The organism is Lentzea flava (assembly GCF_014648475.1).
In the GTDB taxonomy this organism is placed as follows: domain Bacteria; phylum Actinomycetota; class Actinomycetes; order Mycobacteriales; family Pseudonocardiaceae; genus Lentzea; species Lentzea flava.
This window is the reverse complement of the sequence record NZ_BMRE01000056.1, coordinates 17635-33154: the sequence shown is the minus strand read 5'-3', so window position 1 is coordinate 33154 and position 15520 is coordinate 17635. Positions and strand designations below refer to the sequence as shown.

Annotated in this window: 23 protein-coding genes; 12 read left to right on the top strand and 11 right to left on the bottom strand. The window is 69.3% G+C overall.

Going from position 1 to position 15520, the window contains the following annotated elements; genetic code table 11:
* Nucleotides 1-6: 6 nt before the first annotated feature.
* Together IEZ09_RS38600 and IEZ09_RS38595 are read right to left on the bottom strand one after the other, a co-directional pair.
* Nucleotides 7-507, bottom strand: a complete 501-nt coding sequence (locus IEZ09_RS38600) for an SRPBCC domain-containing protein (RefSeq protein ID WP_189258799.1) — start codon at nt 505-507, stop codon at nt 7-9.
* Nucleotides 504-806 carry an ArsR/SmtB family transcription factor gene (locus IEZ09_RS38595; RefSeq protein WP_189258798.1) on the bottom strand — a complete coding sequence of 101 codons (303 nt, stop codon included), beginning with the start codon at nt 804-806 and terminating at the stop codon, nt 504-506. Before IEZ09_RS38595 ends, IEZ09_RS38600 begins: the two co-directional genes overlap by 4 nt.
* 59 nt (nt 807-865) lie before the next feature.
* Here IEZ09_RS38595 and IEZ09_RS38590 point away from each other — a divergent pair, with 59 nt between their 5' ends.
* The 3 genes from IEZ09_RS38590 to IEZ09_RS47585 are packed head-to-tail and all read left to right on the top strand — an operon-like array spanning nt 866 to nt 2560.
* Nucleotides 866-1381, top strand: a complete 516-nt coding sequence (locus IEZ09_RS38590) for an AAA family ATPase (protein WP_189258797.1) — start codon at nt 866-868, stop codon at nt 1379-1381.
* 54 nt (nt 1382-1435) lie between these two features.
* Nucleotides 1436-2431 carry a hypothetical protein gene (locus IEZ09_RS38585; RefSeq protein WP_189258796.1) on the top strand — a complete coding sequence of 332 codons (996 nt, stop codon included), beginning with the start codon at nt 1436-1438 and terminating at the stop codon, nt 2429-2431.
* Nucleotides 2432-2560 carry a hypothetical protein gene (locus tag IEZ09_RS47585; RefSeq protein ID WP_268247679.1) on the top strand — a complete coding sequence of 43 codons (129 nt, stop codon included), beginning with the start codon at nt 2432-2434 and terminating at the stop codon, nt 2558-2560.
* A gap of 45 nt (nt 2561-2605) precedes the next feature.
* On the opposite strand, the gene IEZ09_RS38580 is transcribed toward IEZ09_RS47585, so the two are convergent.
* From IEZ09_RS38580 to IEZ09_RS38570, 3 genes are read right to left on the bottom strand one after another with little or no spacing between them, the layout of a single operon-like run.
* Nucleotides 2606-3076, bottom strand: coding sequence for a GNAT family N-acetyltransferase (locus IEZ09_RS38580; RefSeq protein WP_189258795.1), 471 nt, complete (start codon nt 3074-3076; stop codon nt 2606-2608).
* A 9-nt stretch (nt 3077-3085) separates the two neighbouring features.
* Complete coding sequence (locus tag IEZ09_RS38575; RefSeq protein ID WP_189258794.1) at nt 3086-3952, bottom strand: ParB N-terminal domain-containing protein; 867 nt, start codon at nt 3950-3952, stop codon at nt 3086-3088.
* Nucleotides 3942-4613, bottom strand: coding sequence for a metallophosphoesterase family protein (locus tag IEZ09_RS38570; protein WP_189258793.1), 672 nt, complete (start codon nt 4611-4613; stop codon nt 3942-3944). The genes IEZ09_RS38575 and IEZ09_RS38570 overlap by 11 nt, the downstream gene beginning before the upstream one ends.
* 64 nt (nt 4614-4677) lie before the next feature.
* Between IEZ09_RS38570 and IEZ09_RS38565 the strand changes: the two genes are divergently transcribed.
* On the top strand, nt 4678-5754 hold the full coding sequence (locus IEZ09_RS38565; RefSeq protein WP_189258792.1) for a DUF2332 domain-containing protein: 1077 nt from the start codon (nt 4678-4680) through the stop codon (nt 5752-5754).
* Here the strand turns inward: IEZ09_RS38565 and IEZ09_RS38560 are convergent.
* Both IEZ09_RS38560 and corA read right to left on the bottom strand, forming a co-directional pair.
* The gene (locus tag IEZ09_RS38560) at nt 5738-6118 is read right to left on the bottom strand and encodes a hypothetical protein (RefSeq protein WP_189258791.1); all 381 of its coding nucleotides are present in this window, start codon (nt 6116-6118) and stop codon (nt 5738-5740) included. The genes IEZ09_RS38565 and IEZ09_RS38560 overlap by 17 nt on opposite strands.
* A 139-nt stretch (nt 6119-6257) precedes the next feature.
* Complete coding sequence (gene corA / locus IEZ09_RS38555) at nt 6258-7328, bottom strand: magnesium/cobalt transporter CorA (protein WP_189258790.1); 1071 nt, start codon at nt 7326-7328, stop codon at nt 6258-6260.
* Between the two features lie 289 nt (nt 7329-7617).
* Here corA and IEZ09_RS38550 point away from each other — a divergent pair, with 289 nt between their 5' ends.
* Together IEZ09_RS38550 and IEZ09_RS38545 are read left to right on the top strand one after the other, a co-directional pair.
* Nucleotides 7618-8121 (top strand): MaoC family dehydratase, encoded by a 504-nt coding sequence (locus IEZ09_RS38550; RefSeq protein ID WP_109632501.1) that lies wholly within the window; start codon nt 7618-7620, stop codon nt 8119-8121.
* Between the two features lies 1 nt (nt 8122).
* Nucleotides 8123-9118, top strand: a complete 996-nt coding sequence (locus tag IEZ09_RS38545; protein WP_189258789.1) for a DUF2332 domain-containing protein — start codon at nt 8123-8125, stop codon at nt 9116-9118.
* A 28-nt stretch (nt 9119-9146) separates the two neighbouring features.
* Here the strand turns inward: IEZ09_RS38545 and IEZ09_RS38540 are convergent, their stop codons facing one another.
* A complete protein-coding gene (locus IEZ09_RS38540; RefSeq protein WP_189258788.1) occupies nt 9147-9560 on the bottom strand; it encodes an NUDIX hydrolase in 414 nt (137 codons plus the stop codon).
* A gap of 142 nt (nt 9561-9702) precedes the next feature.
* Here IEZ09_RS38540 and IEZ09_RS38535 point away from each other — a divergent pair, with 142 nt between their 5' ends.
* From IEZ09_RS38535 to IEZ09_RS38520, 4 genes are all read left to right on the top strand, one after another.
* The gene (locus IEZ09_RS38535) at nt 9703-9861 is read left to right on the top strand and encodes a hypothetical protein (RefSeq protein WP_167971300.1); all 159 of its coding nucleotides are present in this window, start codon (nt 9703-9705) and stop codon (nt 9859-9861) included.
* Nucleotides 9862-9927: 66 nt separating this feature from the next.
* Nucleotides 9928-10488 carry a PH domain-containing protein gene (locus IEZ09_RS38530; RefSeq protein WP_109632507.1) on the top strand — a complete coding sequence of 187 codons (561 nt, stop codon included), beginning with the start codon at nt 9928-9930 and terminating at the stop codon, nt 10486-10488.
* A gap of 36 nt (nt 10489-10524) precedes the next feature.
* Entirely contained in the window at nt 10525-11382 is an 858-nt protein-coding gene (locus IEZ09_RS38525; RefSeq protein ID WP_189258787.1) for a PHP domain-containing protein, read from the top strand.
* Nucleotides 11383-12003: a MarC family protein gene (locus IEZ09_RS38520; protein ID WP_189258786.1), complete on the top strand. Its 621-nt coding sequence runs from the start codon at nt 11383-11385 to the stop codon at nt 12001-12003. It begins immediately after the preceding gene.
* On the opposite strand, the gene IEZ09_RS38515 is transcribed toward IEZ09_RS38520, so the two are convergent.
* Entirely contained in the window at nt 12000-12302 is a 303-nt protein-coding gene (locus IEZ09_RS38515) for an ArsC/Spx/MgsR family protein (RefSeq protein WP_189258785.1), read from the bottom strand. The genes IEZ09_RS38520 and IEZ09_RS38515 overlap by 4 nt on opposite strands.
* 216 nt (nt 12303-12518) lie before the next feature.
* Here IEZ09_RS38515 and IEZ09_RS38510 point away from each other — a divergent pair, with 216 nt between their 5' ends.
* Together IEZ09_RS38510 and IEZ09_RS38505 are read left to right on the top strand one after the other, a co-directional pair.
* Nucleotides 12519-13358 (top strand): RecB family exonuclease, encoded by an 840-nt coding sequence (locus tag IEZ09_RS38510; protein ID WP_189258784.1) that lies wholly within the window; start codon nt 12519-12521, stop codon nt 13356-13358.
* Nucleotides 13359-13584: 226 nt separating this feature from the next.
* Nucleotides 13585-13881 (top strand): hypothetical protein, encoded by a 297-nt coding sequence (locus IEZ09_RS38505; protein ID WP_189258783.1) that lies wholly within the window; start codon nt 13585-13587, stop codon nt 13879-13881.
* Here IEZ09_RS38505 and IEZ09_RS38500 read toward each other — a convergent pair.
* A complete protein-coding gene (locus tag IEZ09_RS38500) occupies nt 13878-14522 on the bottom strand; it encodes a response regulator (RefSeq protein WP_189258782.1) in 645 nt (214 codons plus the stop codon). The two genes, IEZ09_RS38505 and IEZ09_RS38500, sit on opposite strands and share 4 nt — an antisense overlap.
* Before the next feature lie 109 nt (nt 14523-14631).
* Nucleotides 14632-15519, bottom strand: coding sequence for a type II secretion system F family protein (locus IEZ09_RS38495; protein ID WP_189258781.1), 888 nt, complete (start codon nt 15517-15519; stop codon nt 14632-14634).
* Nucleotide 15520 lies beyond the last annotated feature (1 nt).

Sequence of the window (15520 nt, the reverse complement as noted above, 5' to 3'; positions counted from 1 at the left end):
CACCGATCATTTCCAGGCCGGGTAGTGCGGCGCCACCTCGGCGTAGCGCTCGCCCCAGTCCGGCAGCTCCGCCCCGTCCAGGTGAGCCCGCATCCGGTCGAGGAAGGCGTGCGTGCCCGGCACGAAGCCGAGCGCGTTGCGTTCGGACAGTCCGCGGTGCGTGAACGTCAGCACCGTCTCGTCGCCGTCGGTGCGCAGTTCGTAGCGGACCACGCTGTCCTCCACGATCCGTTGCTGCCACTCGTGTTCGAAGACCGCGTGGCCGTTCTCCGGCGGCTGCCAGGTGAGGATGCGGCCGGTGACGCGCTTGGTCTCCGGCGGTGCGGGCGGGTCCTCCGGCTCGATGACGATCCGGCCGTCCTCGATGTGCGTCGTGCCCAGCCACGCCTTGCGTTCGGCGGGATCGGTGATCGCGGCCCAGACGTCCGCGATCGGGAACGGCAGCCTGCGCTGGAACGTGAGGATCGCGTGGGTGCCGTCGAGGGTCACGGTGCCGAGGTCGTTCATCGGTTCTCCAGGTGCTGTTCCAGTGCGTCGAGGTGGTTGCGCCAGTAGCGGCGGTACGGCGTGATCCAGTCGTCGATGCGTTGCAAGCCATCGGGTTTCAGCGCGTAGATGCGGCGCTGGCCGTCCGGGCGCATCTCCACCAGTCCGACCTCGCGCAGGATGCGGAGGTGCCGGGACACGGCGGGCTGGGTCAGCGCCGGCAGGCTGTCGACGAGCTCACCCGCGGTGTGGTCGCGCTCGGCGAGCAGGCCCAGCAGGTGGCGGCGGTTCGGTTCGGCCACGGCCTCGAAGACGTCCACCCCACCTTTATAACCCGTGGCGTATATAAGCGCAAGCGTATGTGTGGGAGCCTTCACGTGTGCCGTTGGTGTGGGTGACCGGCACCGCCGGGGCGGGCAAGTCGGCGGTGTGCGAGGTGCTGCGGAGCAGGGGACAGCTGGCAGTCGACGCCGACTGGGAGGGTTACAACCACTGGGTGGACCGGGAGAGCGGGCAGGTCGTCGCCGACCCTCCGTACCCGGCACCGGCTGGCTGGCTCGATCGGTTCGGCTGGCGGATCAGTCGTGCGAAGGTCGAGGCCCTGGCGGCGAGGGCGCGGGAGCGGACCGCGTTCCTCTGTGGACATGTCGAGAACGAGGAAGAGGTCTGGGATCTCTTCGACCGCGTGGTCTGCGTGGTGATCGGCGACGAGACGCTGCGCGAACGACTGCTGACCCGCACGACGAACGCCTTCGGCAAGCACCCGGAGGAACTGGCGGCGGCGCTCGAGCACAACGCCCGGGTCGAGTCGGCCTATCGGCGTCTCGGTGCGACGATCATCGACGGCAGCCGGCCCCTGGAGGAGGTCGCCGACGCGGTCCTGGGATCGTTTTAGCACGTCACACGGATGGCCGCCGAAATTGTCAGACCTCGCTGTCACCATCGGGACATGGCCGAGCGCAAACCCAGAGTCACCGACTGGCGACTCGTCGTGCAGTCCCGGTTGGACCGGGTCCGCGCGGATCTCGCCGCGCTCGGCCCGCCGGACCCGGTCGATCCCGAGGGCGACGTGTGGCGGCGCACCGCCGAGGAGCAGGCGGCGGTGGTCGACGCGATGCTCAGCGATCGGGAGCCGTGGTGGCGGATGGTGCCGTCGTGGTGGTCGGGCTGGTACATCGAACGGGCCTGGCGCGCCCTGCACGAGGCCGAGGTGGCGGCGATCTCGGCGGAGCGCGGTTTCCTGGGCCGGTTGCCGGGCCTGCAGGCACGGGTGGCGCAGTACCTGGACGAGGACGATCCCCGGCGCCGTGCCCTGGAAGCGTTGCGGCCAGGGGAGTTCACGCCCGCGGTCGAGCGCGCCATCGTGGTGGACGCGTTGCGCGCGGCCTACGACAACTCCGACTTCGCCCACGCGGGCTCACGGGCGTTGCGCAACAAGCTGATCGCGGCCTCCCTGGTGCTGTTCGTCATCAACACGGTGCTGGGCGTCGTCGGCATCGTGAAGCCGGGCATCATCCCGCTCTGCGTCGACCCCAAGGAGAACGCGCTGCCGACGGTCTGCCCCGGCGGCACGACCAAGGCGACCGGAGTGGACGTGTGGCTGGTGCAGGTGCTCGGCTCGTTCGGCGCGGTGCTGGCCGCCGTGGTGCTGCTCTTACGCCGCCGGCCATCGCTCTCGCCGTACGTGATGATCGGCTACCAGGCGCTGATCAAAATCATGCTCGGCGCGGCACTGGCGGTGGTCGGCATCCTCGCGCTGGGAGCCGGCGTCACCAGCGGCCTGATCGGCATCCCGTCGGCGGCGGCCCTGCTGCTGTGGGCGGTCATCTTCGGGTACGCCCAGCAGATCGGCACGCGCCTGCTCGACAAGTACACCGACGAGGTGCTGGACCAGGCCCGGCCGCTGCCGGACGCGCCGGACGGCCCGCGGGTGGCGCCGCGGTGAGTGGCTCGGATCGTGTCGCGCGTCGCCCGCGACTTCGGTGCCGCTGCGGACGAAGCCCTGGCCGCGCTGACCCTCGCCGAGACCGGCAACCAGACCTGGAGCGCAGCCTCGACCGGGCCGTCCAGCTGAGCGCGGAGGACTGGCCCGAGGTGCTCAACCGCGAGTTCGGGCCGGTCAGCGCCGCTCGTAGCTGAGCAGCTCCTCGGTGCTGCCGGAGTGGCTGAAGCCCGCCTTCTCCAGCACGCGGGCGGAAGCCGGGTTGGTGCGCTCCACGCTGGCGTGCACGGTGTGGACGTCCTCCAGCGACAGCGCGTACGAGGCCAGTGCGGCGGCCGCCTCCGAGGCGTAGCCGCGCCCCTGGCGGGACGCCACCACGCCGTAGCCGATCTCCACCCGACCGTCGGAAGGAGGCCAGAACAGGCCGAGCGAACCCACGACTTCAGACGTCGCCCGCTCGATGATCAGGCGGTGCCCGAACGGCGAGAGCCACTCCGGGGTCGATGCGATGACGCCCGCGATCACCGTGTCGCCCTCGGCTGGGAAGTCCGCGGCCCAGGTCGGCTGGCGGTCGGCCTCCAGCACGGCCTTGACGCTGAGGGCGTCCCACGGGCGCAGGATCAGGCGTTCGGTCACAAGATCAGTCACGCGCGCACGCTAGCCGCGGTGTCCTCTGCCGTGCGACTGGGTTTCCTGGCGCACGGCGTCGATCACCTCGGCGTCCCACCGGTGGGTGCGGATGAGCCGGTACCGTTCCGCCGCCACCCACATGTAGGCCTCGGTCTCGGTGCGGTCGCCGATCATCTCGGCCTGCCGCAGCATCGCGACGACCGGCTTGTACTCCTCGGCGTACCAGCGGCGGGCGATCTCGGCGCGGTCGAGCAGCTCGCCGGTGTCCTGCATCAGCCGGAAGCCCCACGCCTCGACGTGCTCGCCGAGCTCGGCGTAGTCCCACGGGTCGGACAGGACCACGGCGGCACGGGCCTCGCCGCTCAGCGGCACGCGTTCCAGGAACAGGCGCCGGTAGTCCTTCACGATCAGGTCGCCGCGGTAGCGGATGCCGCTGGAGTTCAGGCGGGTGATCACCTGGGTCACGTAGGCGTCGATCACCGTCTGGCCGAGGGCGTGCGCGACGGAGACGCGGTGGTGCCCGTCGATGATGAAGTGCAGCTCGCCGACCCGGTACACCTCGATGGGCGGCACGTTCTCGCCTCGGCGGGTGGCCAGGGCCAGTCGTTGCCACCGTTCGCGGACGCGGCCGGAGGTCGGGCGGAAGCGGCGGTCGAAGTCGCGGGTGCGGTCGACGCTGCCCACGATCGAGTCGAGGCGGATCGACTGCAGTCCCAGACGCTTCTCGGACACCATGCCCAGGGCCTCCACGACCTCGTGGAACGGCAGCATGATGTTCACGTCGTCCGGCTCGCGGCGCAGCCAGGCCGCGAGGCGCGACATCACCTGGCGGCGGCGGGCGCGCAGGAAGTCGTTCTCGGCGTCGGCCGCGGGGAAACCGGTGTCACGTCTCATCGCGAGCTCCCGAGATGTCGAGCACCTTGTACGGGACCACGTTCACCACGCGAACCCCGTCCAGAACGCGGTCCGGCCGCGGCACACCGTGCGGGTGGATGTGGCCGTGCACCAGCAGGCCGGGCCGCAGCCGCGAGACCAGGCCGTGCAGGCACGCGAACCCGCGGTGCGGTGCGTCCGGTTCGTCGCCGCAGTCCAACGGCGGCGAATGGGTCAGCAGCACGTCCACGCCACGTCCGTCCCGCAGCCTGCGCCACCCGGCCAGCCGGGACACCCGGCGGGCGCGGCGGGCCTGCTGCCGTTCCGTCCACTGGTTCGGGCCCTTGTTGTAGCGGATCGAACCACCCAGACCGGCGATGCGCAGGCCGGCGACGTCGACCACGCGTTCGTCGGCGTTCACCGCGCCGGCCGGCCCCGGCCAGCGCACCGGGAGACCTGCCTTGGTCCACAGACCCCGCACGTTCGAGTAGCCGGAGAGGTCGACGTCGTGGTTGCCGGGGACGAAGACCAGGGGCTTGTCCAGCGCGTCGGCGAGGAACTCCAGGTAGTCGAACGGCAGGTCACCTGCCGCGAGGATCAGGTCGACACCGGAGTGCTGGTGCACCTGATCAGTCCACAGCTGTTCCACGACCTCGTCCGCCACCGCGAGCACCCGAACCATTCCAGCAGCGTAATAAGGCCTTCTCCGGATGACGCGGGACAGCGCTGCCACTAGCGTCAACACCGTGCTTGCCGAGCTGTTCGCCGCGGCCGCCCACGGATGCCGCGACCGCAGTCCGCTGACCCAGCGACTCCTCACCGACGCCGCCGCCGACCTGGTGCAGGGCGGCGTCGTGGCCAGGATCATGGCCGGCTCCGAACGCGACCGGGAGGGCACCGTGCCCGGTCTGCGGTTCGCGGGCGCCGTGCACCGGCTCGTCCTCGAAGGGCTCGCACCGGGGCTCGCGAAGCACTACCCGTCGGTCGGCGGCCAGCCGCACCTGCCGACGCTGTGGGAGGACGCGCTGCCCGCGCTCAAGGAGCACGCGGACCTCCTGCGGCACCGCGTCACCGCCACGGTCGTGCAGACCAACGAACCCGGCCGCAGCGCGCCCCTCTACGGCGGCCTGCTGGTCGCCGCGCAGGAGGCGGCGAAGGCGGCGGGCCGGCACGTGCCGTTCTGCGTGCGGCTGCTCGAAGTCGGCGCGAGCGGCGGGCTCAACCTGCGCCCTCACCACGTCGGCTACCGGCTGGACGACAGGGTTCTCGGCGACCCGGACAGCCTCCTGGTCCTCGACCCCGAGTGGACCGGCAGGCCACCTGCCGACCTCGACCACCGGCTGCGCGTCGTGGGCCGCGCCGGCTGTGACCTCCACCCGGTCGACGTGTCCACAGAGGACGGACGGCTGCACCTCAGCTCGTTCGTCTGGGCGGATCAGCTCGACCGGTGGAACCGCCTGCGGGACGCGCTGGACCTCGCCGCGACGGACCCGGTGAAGGTCGACCGGTCGGCAGGCCCGGAATGGCTCGCGAAACAGCTCGCCCGCGTCGAGCGCGACGTGCTCACCGTCGTGTGGCATTCCGTGGTGTGGCAGTACGTTTCGCCGGCGGACCGGGCGATGGGGCGGGCCGTGCTGGCCGACGCGGCCGCGAAGGCGACACCCACGACCCCGCTGGCGCTGCTGGTGTACGAGCCGCGCAGGGAGATCGACTACAAGTTCGCGCTGATGCTCAAGCTCTGGCCGGCCGGGATCTCGCTGTCGCTCGGCGTCGGCGAGGGCCACGGCATCCCGTTCACCTGGAACGTCACCCCTTGGGAGTGATGACCGGGTTCACCACGTAGCGGCCGTCGTGTTCCTCGACGGGCAGCCTGAACTCCGAACGGGCGCCGTCGCGCGTGTACTGCACCACCACGGCGCCGTCGCGGTAGAAGCCACCCTCGACGTGAGCGGTCGAGAAGTGCTCGGTGGTGGACTTGGCGACGTCCTCGCCGCCGACCGCGAGCACCGGCTGCAGCTTGTGGAAGTCGTTGGCGCGCAACGCGTTGGTGACCTCGGTCGCCAGCTCGTCCGGCGACGACGCGCCTGCGGCCGGCCAGCTCGCGATGGAGATGACGACCATCGTGAGCCAGCCGACGGCGAACACCACGATCCAAGGACGCAGGCTGCTCCTCAGCTGGCGGAACACGTCAGGGGGTTCCGCTGATGAGCACGAACACGGTGGTGATCCAGCAGAGCAGGAACGCGAGGATCCAGAAGCGGATGTTGGTGAGCATTCTGGTCATGACAGGGCCCTTCTACGACGAACAAGACGAGCGAAACCGGGACTAGAGCCAGCGATTTCGGCGCAATATTCGGTAGAGCGTCAGGCAGGCGACGAGGACCAGGCTCATCACCAGGGGATAGCCGAACTTCCACTTCAGCTCGGGCATGTAGTCGAAGTTCATGCCGTACACGCCGACGACCATGGTGGGCACGGAGATGATCGCGACCCAGGCGGTGATCTTGCGCATGTCGGTGTTCTGCTGCAGCGTGATCTTCGCGAGGACCGCGTCGACCAGCGTGGTCAGCAGCTCGTCGAACGCCGTGACGCGCTCGGACACCTCGGTGAGGTGGTCGTCGACGTCGCGGAAGAACGCCCGCACCTGCTCGGGGATGAGCGGCGTGTAGCCCTCCGCCAAGCGGCGCAACGGGTTCGCGAGCGGCATCACCGCGCGGCGCAGTTCCACGACCTCGCGCTTGAACATGTAGATCTGCTCCGCGCTCACCTCGGTGCGCGGCGCGAAGACCCGCTCCTCCATGCGGTCGATGTCGTCCTCGATGTGGTCGGTGACGTCGAGGTAGTTGTCGACGACCTGGTCGGCGATCGCGTGCATCACCGCGGCGGGACCGATCTCCAGCCGCTCCGGGTCCTCCTCCAGCACGTGGCGCAGCTTGGAGAGCCCGGAGTGGTTGCCGTGCCGCACGGTGATGACGAAGTCCTTGCCGAGGAACACCATGATCTCGCCGGACTCGACGATCTCGTTGGCGGTGTCGGGGGACTCGTTGGTCACGTAGCGGACGGTCTTGAACACCATGAAGAGCGTGTTGTCGTACCGCTCGAGCTTCGGGCGCTGGTGCGCGTGCACCGCGTCCTCGACGGCCAGCTCGTGCAGGCCGAACGTCTCAGCGATGCCCTGGATCTGCTCGGCGTCCGGCTCGTGCAGGCCGATCCAGACGAACCCCTCCTTGCGCCTGCGCACCTCTTTGACGGCGTCGGTGTGCGTCCAGCGACCGGGCAAGCGCTTGCCGTCGACGTAGACCGCGCAGTCGACCACGTAGTGCGACAACGGCACGGAGATGTGCGGGACCGGGCGCTGCTGGGCGCCGCGGCCGCGGATCGAGGGCAGGCTGGGCATGGTGAGTTCCTCCAGGTACACACGCCGGCGTGGAAGTGCAAAGCACGACGGGCGTCCTGACCAGGTGGAACTCAGAACTTCCAGATCGATCTAGAAGGCCACCTCGGTGAGGACGCGCTTGGTACTGGCAGGGTGGGGGTCCTTGCTCATTTAGGGGTCCTCACCTCCTAGGGGCGAAGGGCACGGGTGGTGGAAATCCTCACACACCGGTTGCCGAGGGTACTCCCTCTGCGTTCAGACTGTCTCCCCACCTGAGACAGATCTCGATCACACGTAGTTGGAGGGCGCGGTGCAGTTCGGTCGGTACTACGAGGAGTTCGAGGTCGGAGCGGTCTACAAGCACTGGCCGGGCAAGACGGTCACGGAGTACGACGACCACCTGTTCTGCCTGCTCACGATGAATCACCACCCGCTTCACATGGACGTGAACTACGCGGAGAAGACGACGGACTTCGGCAAGAACGTCGTCGTCGGCAACTACATCTACTCGTTGCTGCTGGGCATGTCCGTGCCCGACGTCTCCGGCAAGGCGATCGCCAACCTGGAGATCGAGTCGCTGCGGCACGTGAAGCCGACGTTCCACGGTGACACGATCTACGGCGAGACCGAGGTGCTCGACAAGACGCCGTCCAAGTCCAAGGACGACAGGGGCGTGGTCTACGTGGAGACTCGTGGCTACAAGCAGGACGGCACGGTCGTGTGCATCTTCCGCCGCAAGGTCATGGTGCCGAAGAAGTCCTACGGTGACGCTCGTGGTGGCGAGCAGCCGGGGCGTCCCGAACCGAAGGAGTGAAGTGACTTCTCTGGATCTGGCTCAACAGCGTCTGCGCGAGTTCGCGTCCGAGGCGGCAGGCATCTCGCCCCTCTACGAGCACCTCGCGTCGCGCGCTGCGGACGATCCGGAGGTCGCTGATCTGCTGACCGCCGCCAGCGAGGACAACGCCACGGGCGAACTCCTGCTGGCGGCGGCTCATCGGCTCGTCCAGGCCGAGCCGTTCCACCAGCTGTCCAACTACTACCCGTCGCTGGGCGGGACCTACGGCGCCGACGAGAGCACCTGGCCGCTGTTCCGCGATTTTCTGCTGGAACGCGCCGAACGGGTGCGCAAGCTCGTCAGCACGCAGGTGATCCAGACCAACGAGGTCCGTCGTGCCGCACTGCTCTACCCGGCCGTGGTGGCGGCGGCGAAGCAGGCGGGCGGGCCGATCGGGCTCGTGGAGGCCGCGACGACCGCGGGCCTGCTGCTGGGGCTCGACCAGTACTCGTACCGCTACCAGACCCAGGAGGCGGGCCAGCTCGTCGCCGGGCCGGCCAAGGCAGCGCTGGGCCTGCACTGCGCGCTGGAGCTCGCGCCGGGCGCGGTGCTGCCGAAGCTGCCCAAGACGATCAAGGTGGCCGCGAAGGCGGGCATCGGCGTGGCACCGGCCGATCTGGCCGATGAGGACGCGTACGCCTGGCTGGAGGCGTGTGTGTGGGCGGACCAACCGGAGCGGCTGCGACTGTTCGGTGTGGCCTGTGGAGTGCTGCGCAAGAACCCGCCCCGGCTCGTGGCCGGTGACCCGGTCGAGGATCTCGCGAAGGCGGTAGGGGCGATCGACGCGCCGCTCGTGGTCATCTCGAGCGGCTCCGGACTCGACCTCGTGCCCGCCTTGTCCGCTTTGGGCAGGCCTGTCTGGTGGGCCGCACACGAGGAAGGTGAGCTGAGGCTCATCCGTGTGCGTGACTCGGACGTCGACGCGACCACTCTGGCGACCACCGAGGCCCACGGGCAACGTCTCGTTTGGCGCTGAACGCCAACCTCGATCGCGTGAACCCTGATCAGGCCCTGGGCAGGCAGTTCCAGTCGGAAAGCGCTTGCACGAGGCCGTCCGCGGTCGGAAGTGTGGCCAACGTCGCACTGTCGACCCAGGCGACATCCGATGCGTCGTCGCCCGCTCGGAGCACACCCGACGTGACCTGGCATTCGTAGTCGAAGATCAAGAAAACCCCGTTCGGGGCCGGACGCTCGACGCTCCCGACGAGACGGCCGACGGTGACGGAGAGTCCTGTTTCTTCGGTGACTTCCCTAGTCACGGCGGTCTCGTCCGACTCACCAGACTCCACGCGTCCACCTGGTATCGACCACATGCCTTCACCAGGCGGATTGGCGCGTCGCACGAGCAGTAGTCGCCCGTTCGAGTCATGCACGATGGCGCCGACACAACGGATCGTGCGCTCGCTGCTGCCCGTCACGAACACGAAGCGTAGTCACCCCGGAACGGCGGTGCAGTCCGCTACCCCGGCTGCGGTACAAATCTCCCAAGGCGCTGAATCGTGCTGTACAACGGTCACGAACGGCGCCAAACGGGTGCGGAACGCGGACGGGGTGGACACCGTGAACCTGAAGAAGATCCTCACTTTCGCCGGCATCGCCTTGCTGCTGTTCTTCCTCATCGCGGAGCCCCAGCAAGCGGCACAGCTGGTCACCAACATCCTCAACTCGCTGCGAACTGCGGCTGAGGCCCTGATCACCTTCGTGCGACAATTGTTCTAGTTCACCCGTGCTTTCGCGGGAGGGCAGGGACAGGCACTGGCTGGTACCAGGAAGGGCTGGTAGCGCATGTTCGCACCACGTGATCCAGACGACTACCTGCTGTCGAGCGAGCGTCGGGTCATCCGGGTGCGCAGGCACTGGTCCTACCTGATCTGGGACGTGCTCGAAGCCGCGGCGCTGCTCGCCGGCTTCATGATGATCTCGTACCTGCTCCCGTCGAACGCGGGCGTGATCCAGAACGTGCTGTGGTACGGCGGGCTGCTCGTGCTGCTGCGGCTCGCCTACTTCATCATCGAGTGGTGGGTCGAGCGCATCGTCGTCACCGACAAGCGGTTCATGCTGACATCGGGCGTCTTCGAGACCAAGGTCGCGATGATGCCCATCAGCAAGGTCACCGACCTCACCTATGAGCGCACCGTGGGCGGGCGCATGCTCGGCTACGGCACGCTGATCGTGGAGTCGGCCGGTCAGATCCAGGCGCTGAACCGCCTTGAGTACCTGCCGGATCCCGAAGAGGTGTACGACGCCATTTCGGAGCTGACCTTCGGCGACAAGAAGGCGCAGGCCGAGCGGTTCTCGATGATCAAGGCACAGCGGGCAGCGCGCGGGAAGAAGATGGTCCCGTAACACGGACCGTGCGGGACGTCGTCCACACTGGACGACGTGGTCATCGATCTGCACACCCATTCGTCCGAGTCCGACGGCACCGACAGCCCCGCAGAACTGGTGAAGGCGGCGGCGCTAGCCGGACTCGACGCGGTGGCGATCACCGACCACGACACCGCGGCCGGATGGGCCGAGGCCGCTGCGGCGTTGCCTCCTGGCCTGCGGCTCGTCCGCGGTGCCGAGCTCTCCTGCGCGTGCCCTGACGGTCGTGGCAGGACGATCACGGTCCACTTGCTGGCCTATCTGTACGACCCGACGCACGTGGCGTTGATGGCCGAGCAGTCGCGGCTGCGTCTCGAGCGGCGGTACCGCCTGCAGAAGATGGCCGAGATGATGCGGGCCGACGGTTTCCCGATCGACCCGGACGACCTGATGTCCCGGCTGCCAGCCGACGCGCCGGCCGGTCGCCCGCACCTGGCGCAGGCGTTGATCCGCGCCGGGGTGGTGACGTCGGTCGACGAGGCGTTCGCGACCTACCTGACCGGTGGGCGTTATTACGTGGGGCGGACGGACACGCCCGTCGAGCGCGCGATCGAGATGATCGCCGAGGCCGGTGGCGTCACCGTGCTCGCGCACCCCTTCGCCCGTTCCCGCGGGCCGATCGTGACGGCCGACGTCGTGCGGTCGCTGGCTGCCGCCGGGCTGGGCGGGATCGAGATCGACCACCCGGACCACGATGCCGACACGCGTGCCTCGCTCCGGTCGCTCGCGTCGGAGCTGGACCTGATCGTCACCGGGTCGAGTGACTACCACGGCACCAACAAGACGGTGCGGCTCGGCGCGGAGACGACGGCGCCGGAGATGCTGGATGCTCTGGCCGAGCGGGCGACCGGCGTCAAGATCCTCGTGGGATAGGTGGCTGGAGTGTTCAACCTGCGGCTGTTCATCGAGGCCACGATCACGCTGCTGGTGATCATGGACCCGCCCGGCACCGTGCCGGTGTTCCTGGGCCTGGTCGGCCGCAAGTCGCGCGACGCCCGCAAACGGGCGGCGCGGCAGGGCGTGCTGGTGTCGTTCCTGGTGATCACGCTGTTCGCGGTCGCCGGCAACTCGATCCTGGCGTACATGCACATCGGCATCCCCGCCCTGCAGGGCGCGGGTGGGCTGCTGCTGTTGCTGATCGCGCTCGACCTGCTGACCGGCAAGGGCGCGACGAACCACCCCGAGGTCGAGGACGTGAACATCGCGCTGGTGCCGCTCGGAACTCCGCTGCTGGCAGGACCGGGTGCCATCGCCGCGACGATCGTGTTCGTGCGCCAGGCGGACGGCGCCATCGGTTCCTATGCCGCCTTGGCCGCGGCGATCGTGGCCGTGCACCTCGTGCTGCTGGGGACGCTGCGGTCCGCCGGCCTGCTGATCAAGGTGTTCAAGGAGAGCGGCATCCTGCTGATGGCCAAGATCGCCGGTCTGCTGCTGGCCGCGATCGCCGTGCAGCTGGTCGCGTCGTCGGTGCAGGGCTTCATCACCGGCGTCTAACGCTCGATGTGTGCCTTGTCCCCGTCGATGATGATGGGCCGCTCGATCAGGCTCGGGTTCGCGACCATGTGGGCGATCCACTTGGCGCGGTCGTGCTCCAGGAGCTTCGGGTAGGCGGGCTCCTTGGTGCGCGCGATCTCCCAGGGCTCCTTGCCCAGCAGCGTGAGGACGTGGTCGAGCTCCTCCTCGGTGGGGGCGTCGTCGAGGTAGCGGCGCTCGGTGTACTCGACGCCCTCGTCGTCGAGGCGTTGCTTGGCGGCGCGGCTCTTGGAGCAGCGCGGGTTGTGCCAGATCTCCATGCCGTGAATGTAGCGAGCCCGCTTCGGTCCACCGGCCTTCCACGGGGTAGTCGCGAGTTCGCGTCGGTCGTCCGGTCAACCGCCGGCGCCGAATTCGGCGGAGCCCAATTCGGCGCCGGCGATTCGGCCGGATGGCCGACTTCCCGGCGAACTCGCCGCCATCTGCGGAGCAGGGGCAGTCCAACACTGTCAGGGGTGCTGAGTAACTTGGTTGGGGTGGAACAACTCGGCTTCGACTTCGGCACCGCAGCACCGCGTCGGCTCGTGCGCGTCACGCCCGCGAAGCTCGCGACGTGGACGGACTGCCCGCGCCGCTACCGCATGACGTACCTCGACCGCCCCACCCCGCCGCGCGGCGGGGCCTGGGCGCACAACACGCTGGGCGCGGTGGTGCACAACGCCCTGAAGGCGCTGTTCGACCTGCCGGCCGACCGCCGCACGCCCGACCAGGCCGTGGCGCTGGTCAACCGGCAGTGGAAGTCCGAGGGTTTCCGCGACGTCGACCAGGCCGCCGAGTACCGCGCGCGTGCCGGCGGCTGGGTGCACGACTACGTGGCGTCGCTCGACGTCGGCTTCGAACCGCTCGGCGTGGAGCGCTGGGTGTCGTCGCCGACCGAGCGCATCGTGGCCGAGGGCCGGGTCGACCGCATCGACTACCGCGACGGCGAGCTGGTCATCGTCGACTACAAGACGGGCAGGCACGTCCTGACCTCCGACGACGCCCGCGGCTCCCAGGCGCTGGCGTTGTACGCGCTGGCCGCCCGCCGCACGCTGCGCAAACCGTGCCGCCGGGTGGAGCTGCACCACCTGCCGTCGGGGACGGTGGCGGTGTGGGAGCACACGGAGGAGTCGCTGGCCCGGCACGTGCGCCGGGCGGAGGAGGCGGCCGACGAGATCGACCTGGCGACGGAGACGTTGAAGGCCGGCGGGGATCAGGAGGTCCTGTTCCCGCCGGTGGTGGGGCGGCAGTGTCAGTGGTGCGATTTCCGGCGGAGTTGCCCGGAGGGGCAGGCGGCGGCTCCGGCGATCGAGCCGTGGGCGTTGCTGGCGCCGTAGGACCACGCTCACGCGCTGTCCGTGAGGGATGAACGGCGCATTTGTCCACGTCAGGTGAACGAATGCGCCGTTCATCGGTCGAGGCGTCCTGGTTGAGGTGCGGCGCGTCGAACGGGCCGTAAGAGGGGCGCGGGGGTGGGTGTGCGGTGTTCGTCGCAGCCGTCCGAGACCGGCTGGGCCCTCCCCGCCCGCGCACCGCTGGCCCCGTAGGGTGGCTGGAGTGGAAGTGGAAGCAGCAAAGCGGCCGTCGCGGACCTACGGAATCCTGCGCGCCGTGAGCGGGGTGCTCGCGGTGGGCATGGTGCTGCTCGCTCTGGGCAACATCGGCGTCCAGTTCTACGCGAACGCACGTGACCTGCCCGGGCCCGGCACCCTCTCGGTCACCGCGCACGTCGTGGCGGCGTTGCTCGTCGTCGGCGGGCAGATCGTGGCCGACCGGTATGCCGACTGGAAGGCGCCGATCGGCTCGCTGGCGGTGCTGGTGGTGACCGGGGTGACCCTCTGGACGTTCTGGTGGGCCTAGGCCGTTGCGGCGTCGCTGCGGATCAGGCCGTTGCGCAGTGCTGCCATCAAGGCCTGGGCGCGGTTGGACGCGCCGAGCTTTTCGTAGAGGCGTGAGACGTAGGTCTTGGCCGTCGACGGCGAGACGTACAGGGTGCGGGCGATGGCGGGGATCGAGACGCCGTCGCGCAGCAGCATCAGCACCTCGCGTTCGCGTGGTGACAAGGCCAGGCGGGCGGCGGTGGACTGGCGGCGTGCCATCGCGTTGGCCAGGCCGGCGGCGGTGAACGACGAGGCTGCCACGGCCGCGTGCCGGATGGCGCAGAGGATCTCCTCCATCGGGGCGGTCTTGCCCACGAAGGCGGAGGCGCCGGTTTCCAGGGCGCGGAACAGGACGTCGTCCTCGCCCTGTGAGGTCAGCACCACGATGCCGAGGGCCGGGTAGCGGTCGCGCAGCTCGCGGGCCAGGCGCAGGCCGTCGGCGTCGGGCAGGCCCACGGCCACGGTGACGACGTCCGGTGCCGACGCGGCGATGATGCTGGAGGCTTCGGCCGCTGTGCTCGCCTCCGCGACCACTTCCAGATCGGGGTGCGCGGCGGCGAGCGTCGTCAGGCCGAAGCGGGTGAGCGTATGTCCGTCGACGACGACAACTCTGATCGCCATGAGCTGCCCCCTCTCGGTTGAAGGTTCAACCCGCATGTCGTTCCGGACATCTCAGTTGGTTACACCGAAGGGCCTAATAGAGCCTTTGGGCCCGGTCGGACAGGGACCCTCAGAGGTGCATCAGGACTTTCGCGATGCTGATCGCGCCAGGGCCGATGATGACCACGAACATGGCCGGGAACAGGCACGCGATCAGCGGGAAGAGGATCTTGACCGGCACCTTCTGCGCTTGTTCCTCTGCCCGCTGGCGGCGGCGGATGCGCATCTCGCGGGCCTGTTCGCGCAACACGGACGCGATCGGCACGCCAAGTTCACCCGCCTGGGCGAGAGCCGAGACGAACGCCCTGAGCTCGCCCACCGTGGTGCGGTAGGTCAGGGAGCGCAGCGCCTCGTTGCGGGACTTGCCGATCTGCATCTCCTGCAGGACGCGGGCGCACTCCTGGGCCAGCGGGCCCGAGGTGTTGCGGGCGACCTGGGCGAGCGCCGCGTCGAAGCCGAGGCCCGCCTCCACGCACACGGTCAGCATGTCGAGGGCGTCGGGCAGCGCGCGGCGGATCTGCGTCTGACGCTTCTGGCCCGCGTTGAGCAGCAGCAGGTCGGGCAGGAAGAACCCGAACACCGCGCCCACCAGCAGGCCCGTGATCAGCCACGGCGTCGAACGGATGCCGAGCACGGCGCCCAGAGCGGCGCCCACCAGCAGGCAGAAGCCCTTCGCGGCGAGGACGCGGTCGGGCGTCCAGGTCGGCGGGTTGCCTGCCAGGTCGAGGCGGTGCTGCAACCGGAAGGCCACCCCGGAGGGGGACAGCCGCACGGCGATGGAGCGCAGCCAGCTCGGCGAGGCACCGACGTCGGGCTTCTCGACGACGGGGGCGGCCGAGTAGCTCGTCTCGATCAGGGCGAGTGAGCCGGCGGCGGTGACCGCGGGCTTCGTCACGACGGCGACGACGCCCAGTGCGAGGGCGAGAAGCAGGCAGCCGAGCCCGATGACGAGCACCATG

Coding starts and splice junctions, on each gene's coding strand:
- IEZ09_RS38600 (WP_189258799.1), bottom strand. CDS start 507: ATGAACGACCTCGGCACCGTGACCCTCGACGGCACCCACGCGATCCTC.
- IEZ09_RS38585 (WP_189258796.1), top strand. CDS start 1,436: ATGGCCGAGCGCAAACCCAGAGTCACCGACTGGCGACTCGTCGTGCAG.
- IEZ09_RS38575 (WP_189258794.1), bottom strand. CDS start 3,952: ATGAGACGTGACACCGGTTTCCCCGCGGCCGACGCCGAGAACGACTTC.
- IEZ09_RS38570 (WP_189258793.1), bottom strand. CDS start 4,613: ATGGTTCGGGTGCTCGCGGTGGCGGACGAGGTCGTGGAACAGCTGTGG.
- corA (WP_189258790.1), bottom strand. CDS start 7,328: ATGCCCAGCCTGCCCTCGATCCGCGGCCGCGGCGCCCAGCAGCGCCCG.
- IEZ09_RS38530 (WP_109632507.1), top strand. CDS start 9,928: ATGTTCGCACCACGTGATCCAGACGACTACCTGCTGTCGAGCGAGCGT.
- IEZ09_RS38515 (WP_189258785.1), bottom strand. CDS start 12,302: ATGGAGATCTGGCACAACCCGCGCTGCTCCAAGAGCCGCGCCGCCAAG.
- IEZ09_RS38500 (WP_189258782.1), bottom strand. CDS start 14,522: ATGGCGATCAGAGTTGTCGTCGTCGACGGACATACGCTCACCCGCTTC.
- IEZ09_RS38495 (WP_189258781.1), bottom strand. CDS start 15,519: ATGGTGCTCGTCATCGGGCTCGGCTGCCTGCTTCTCGCCCTCGCACTG.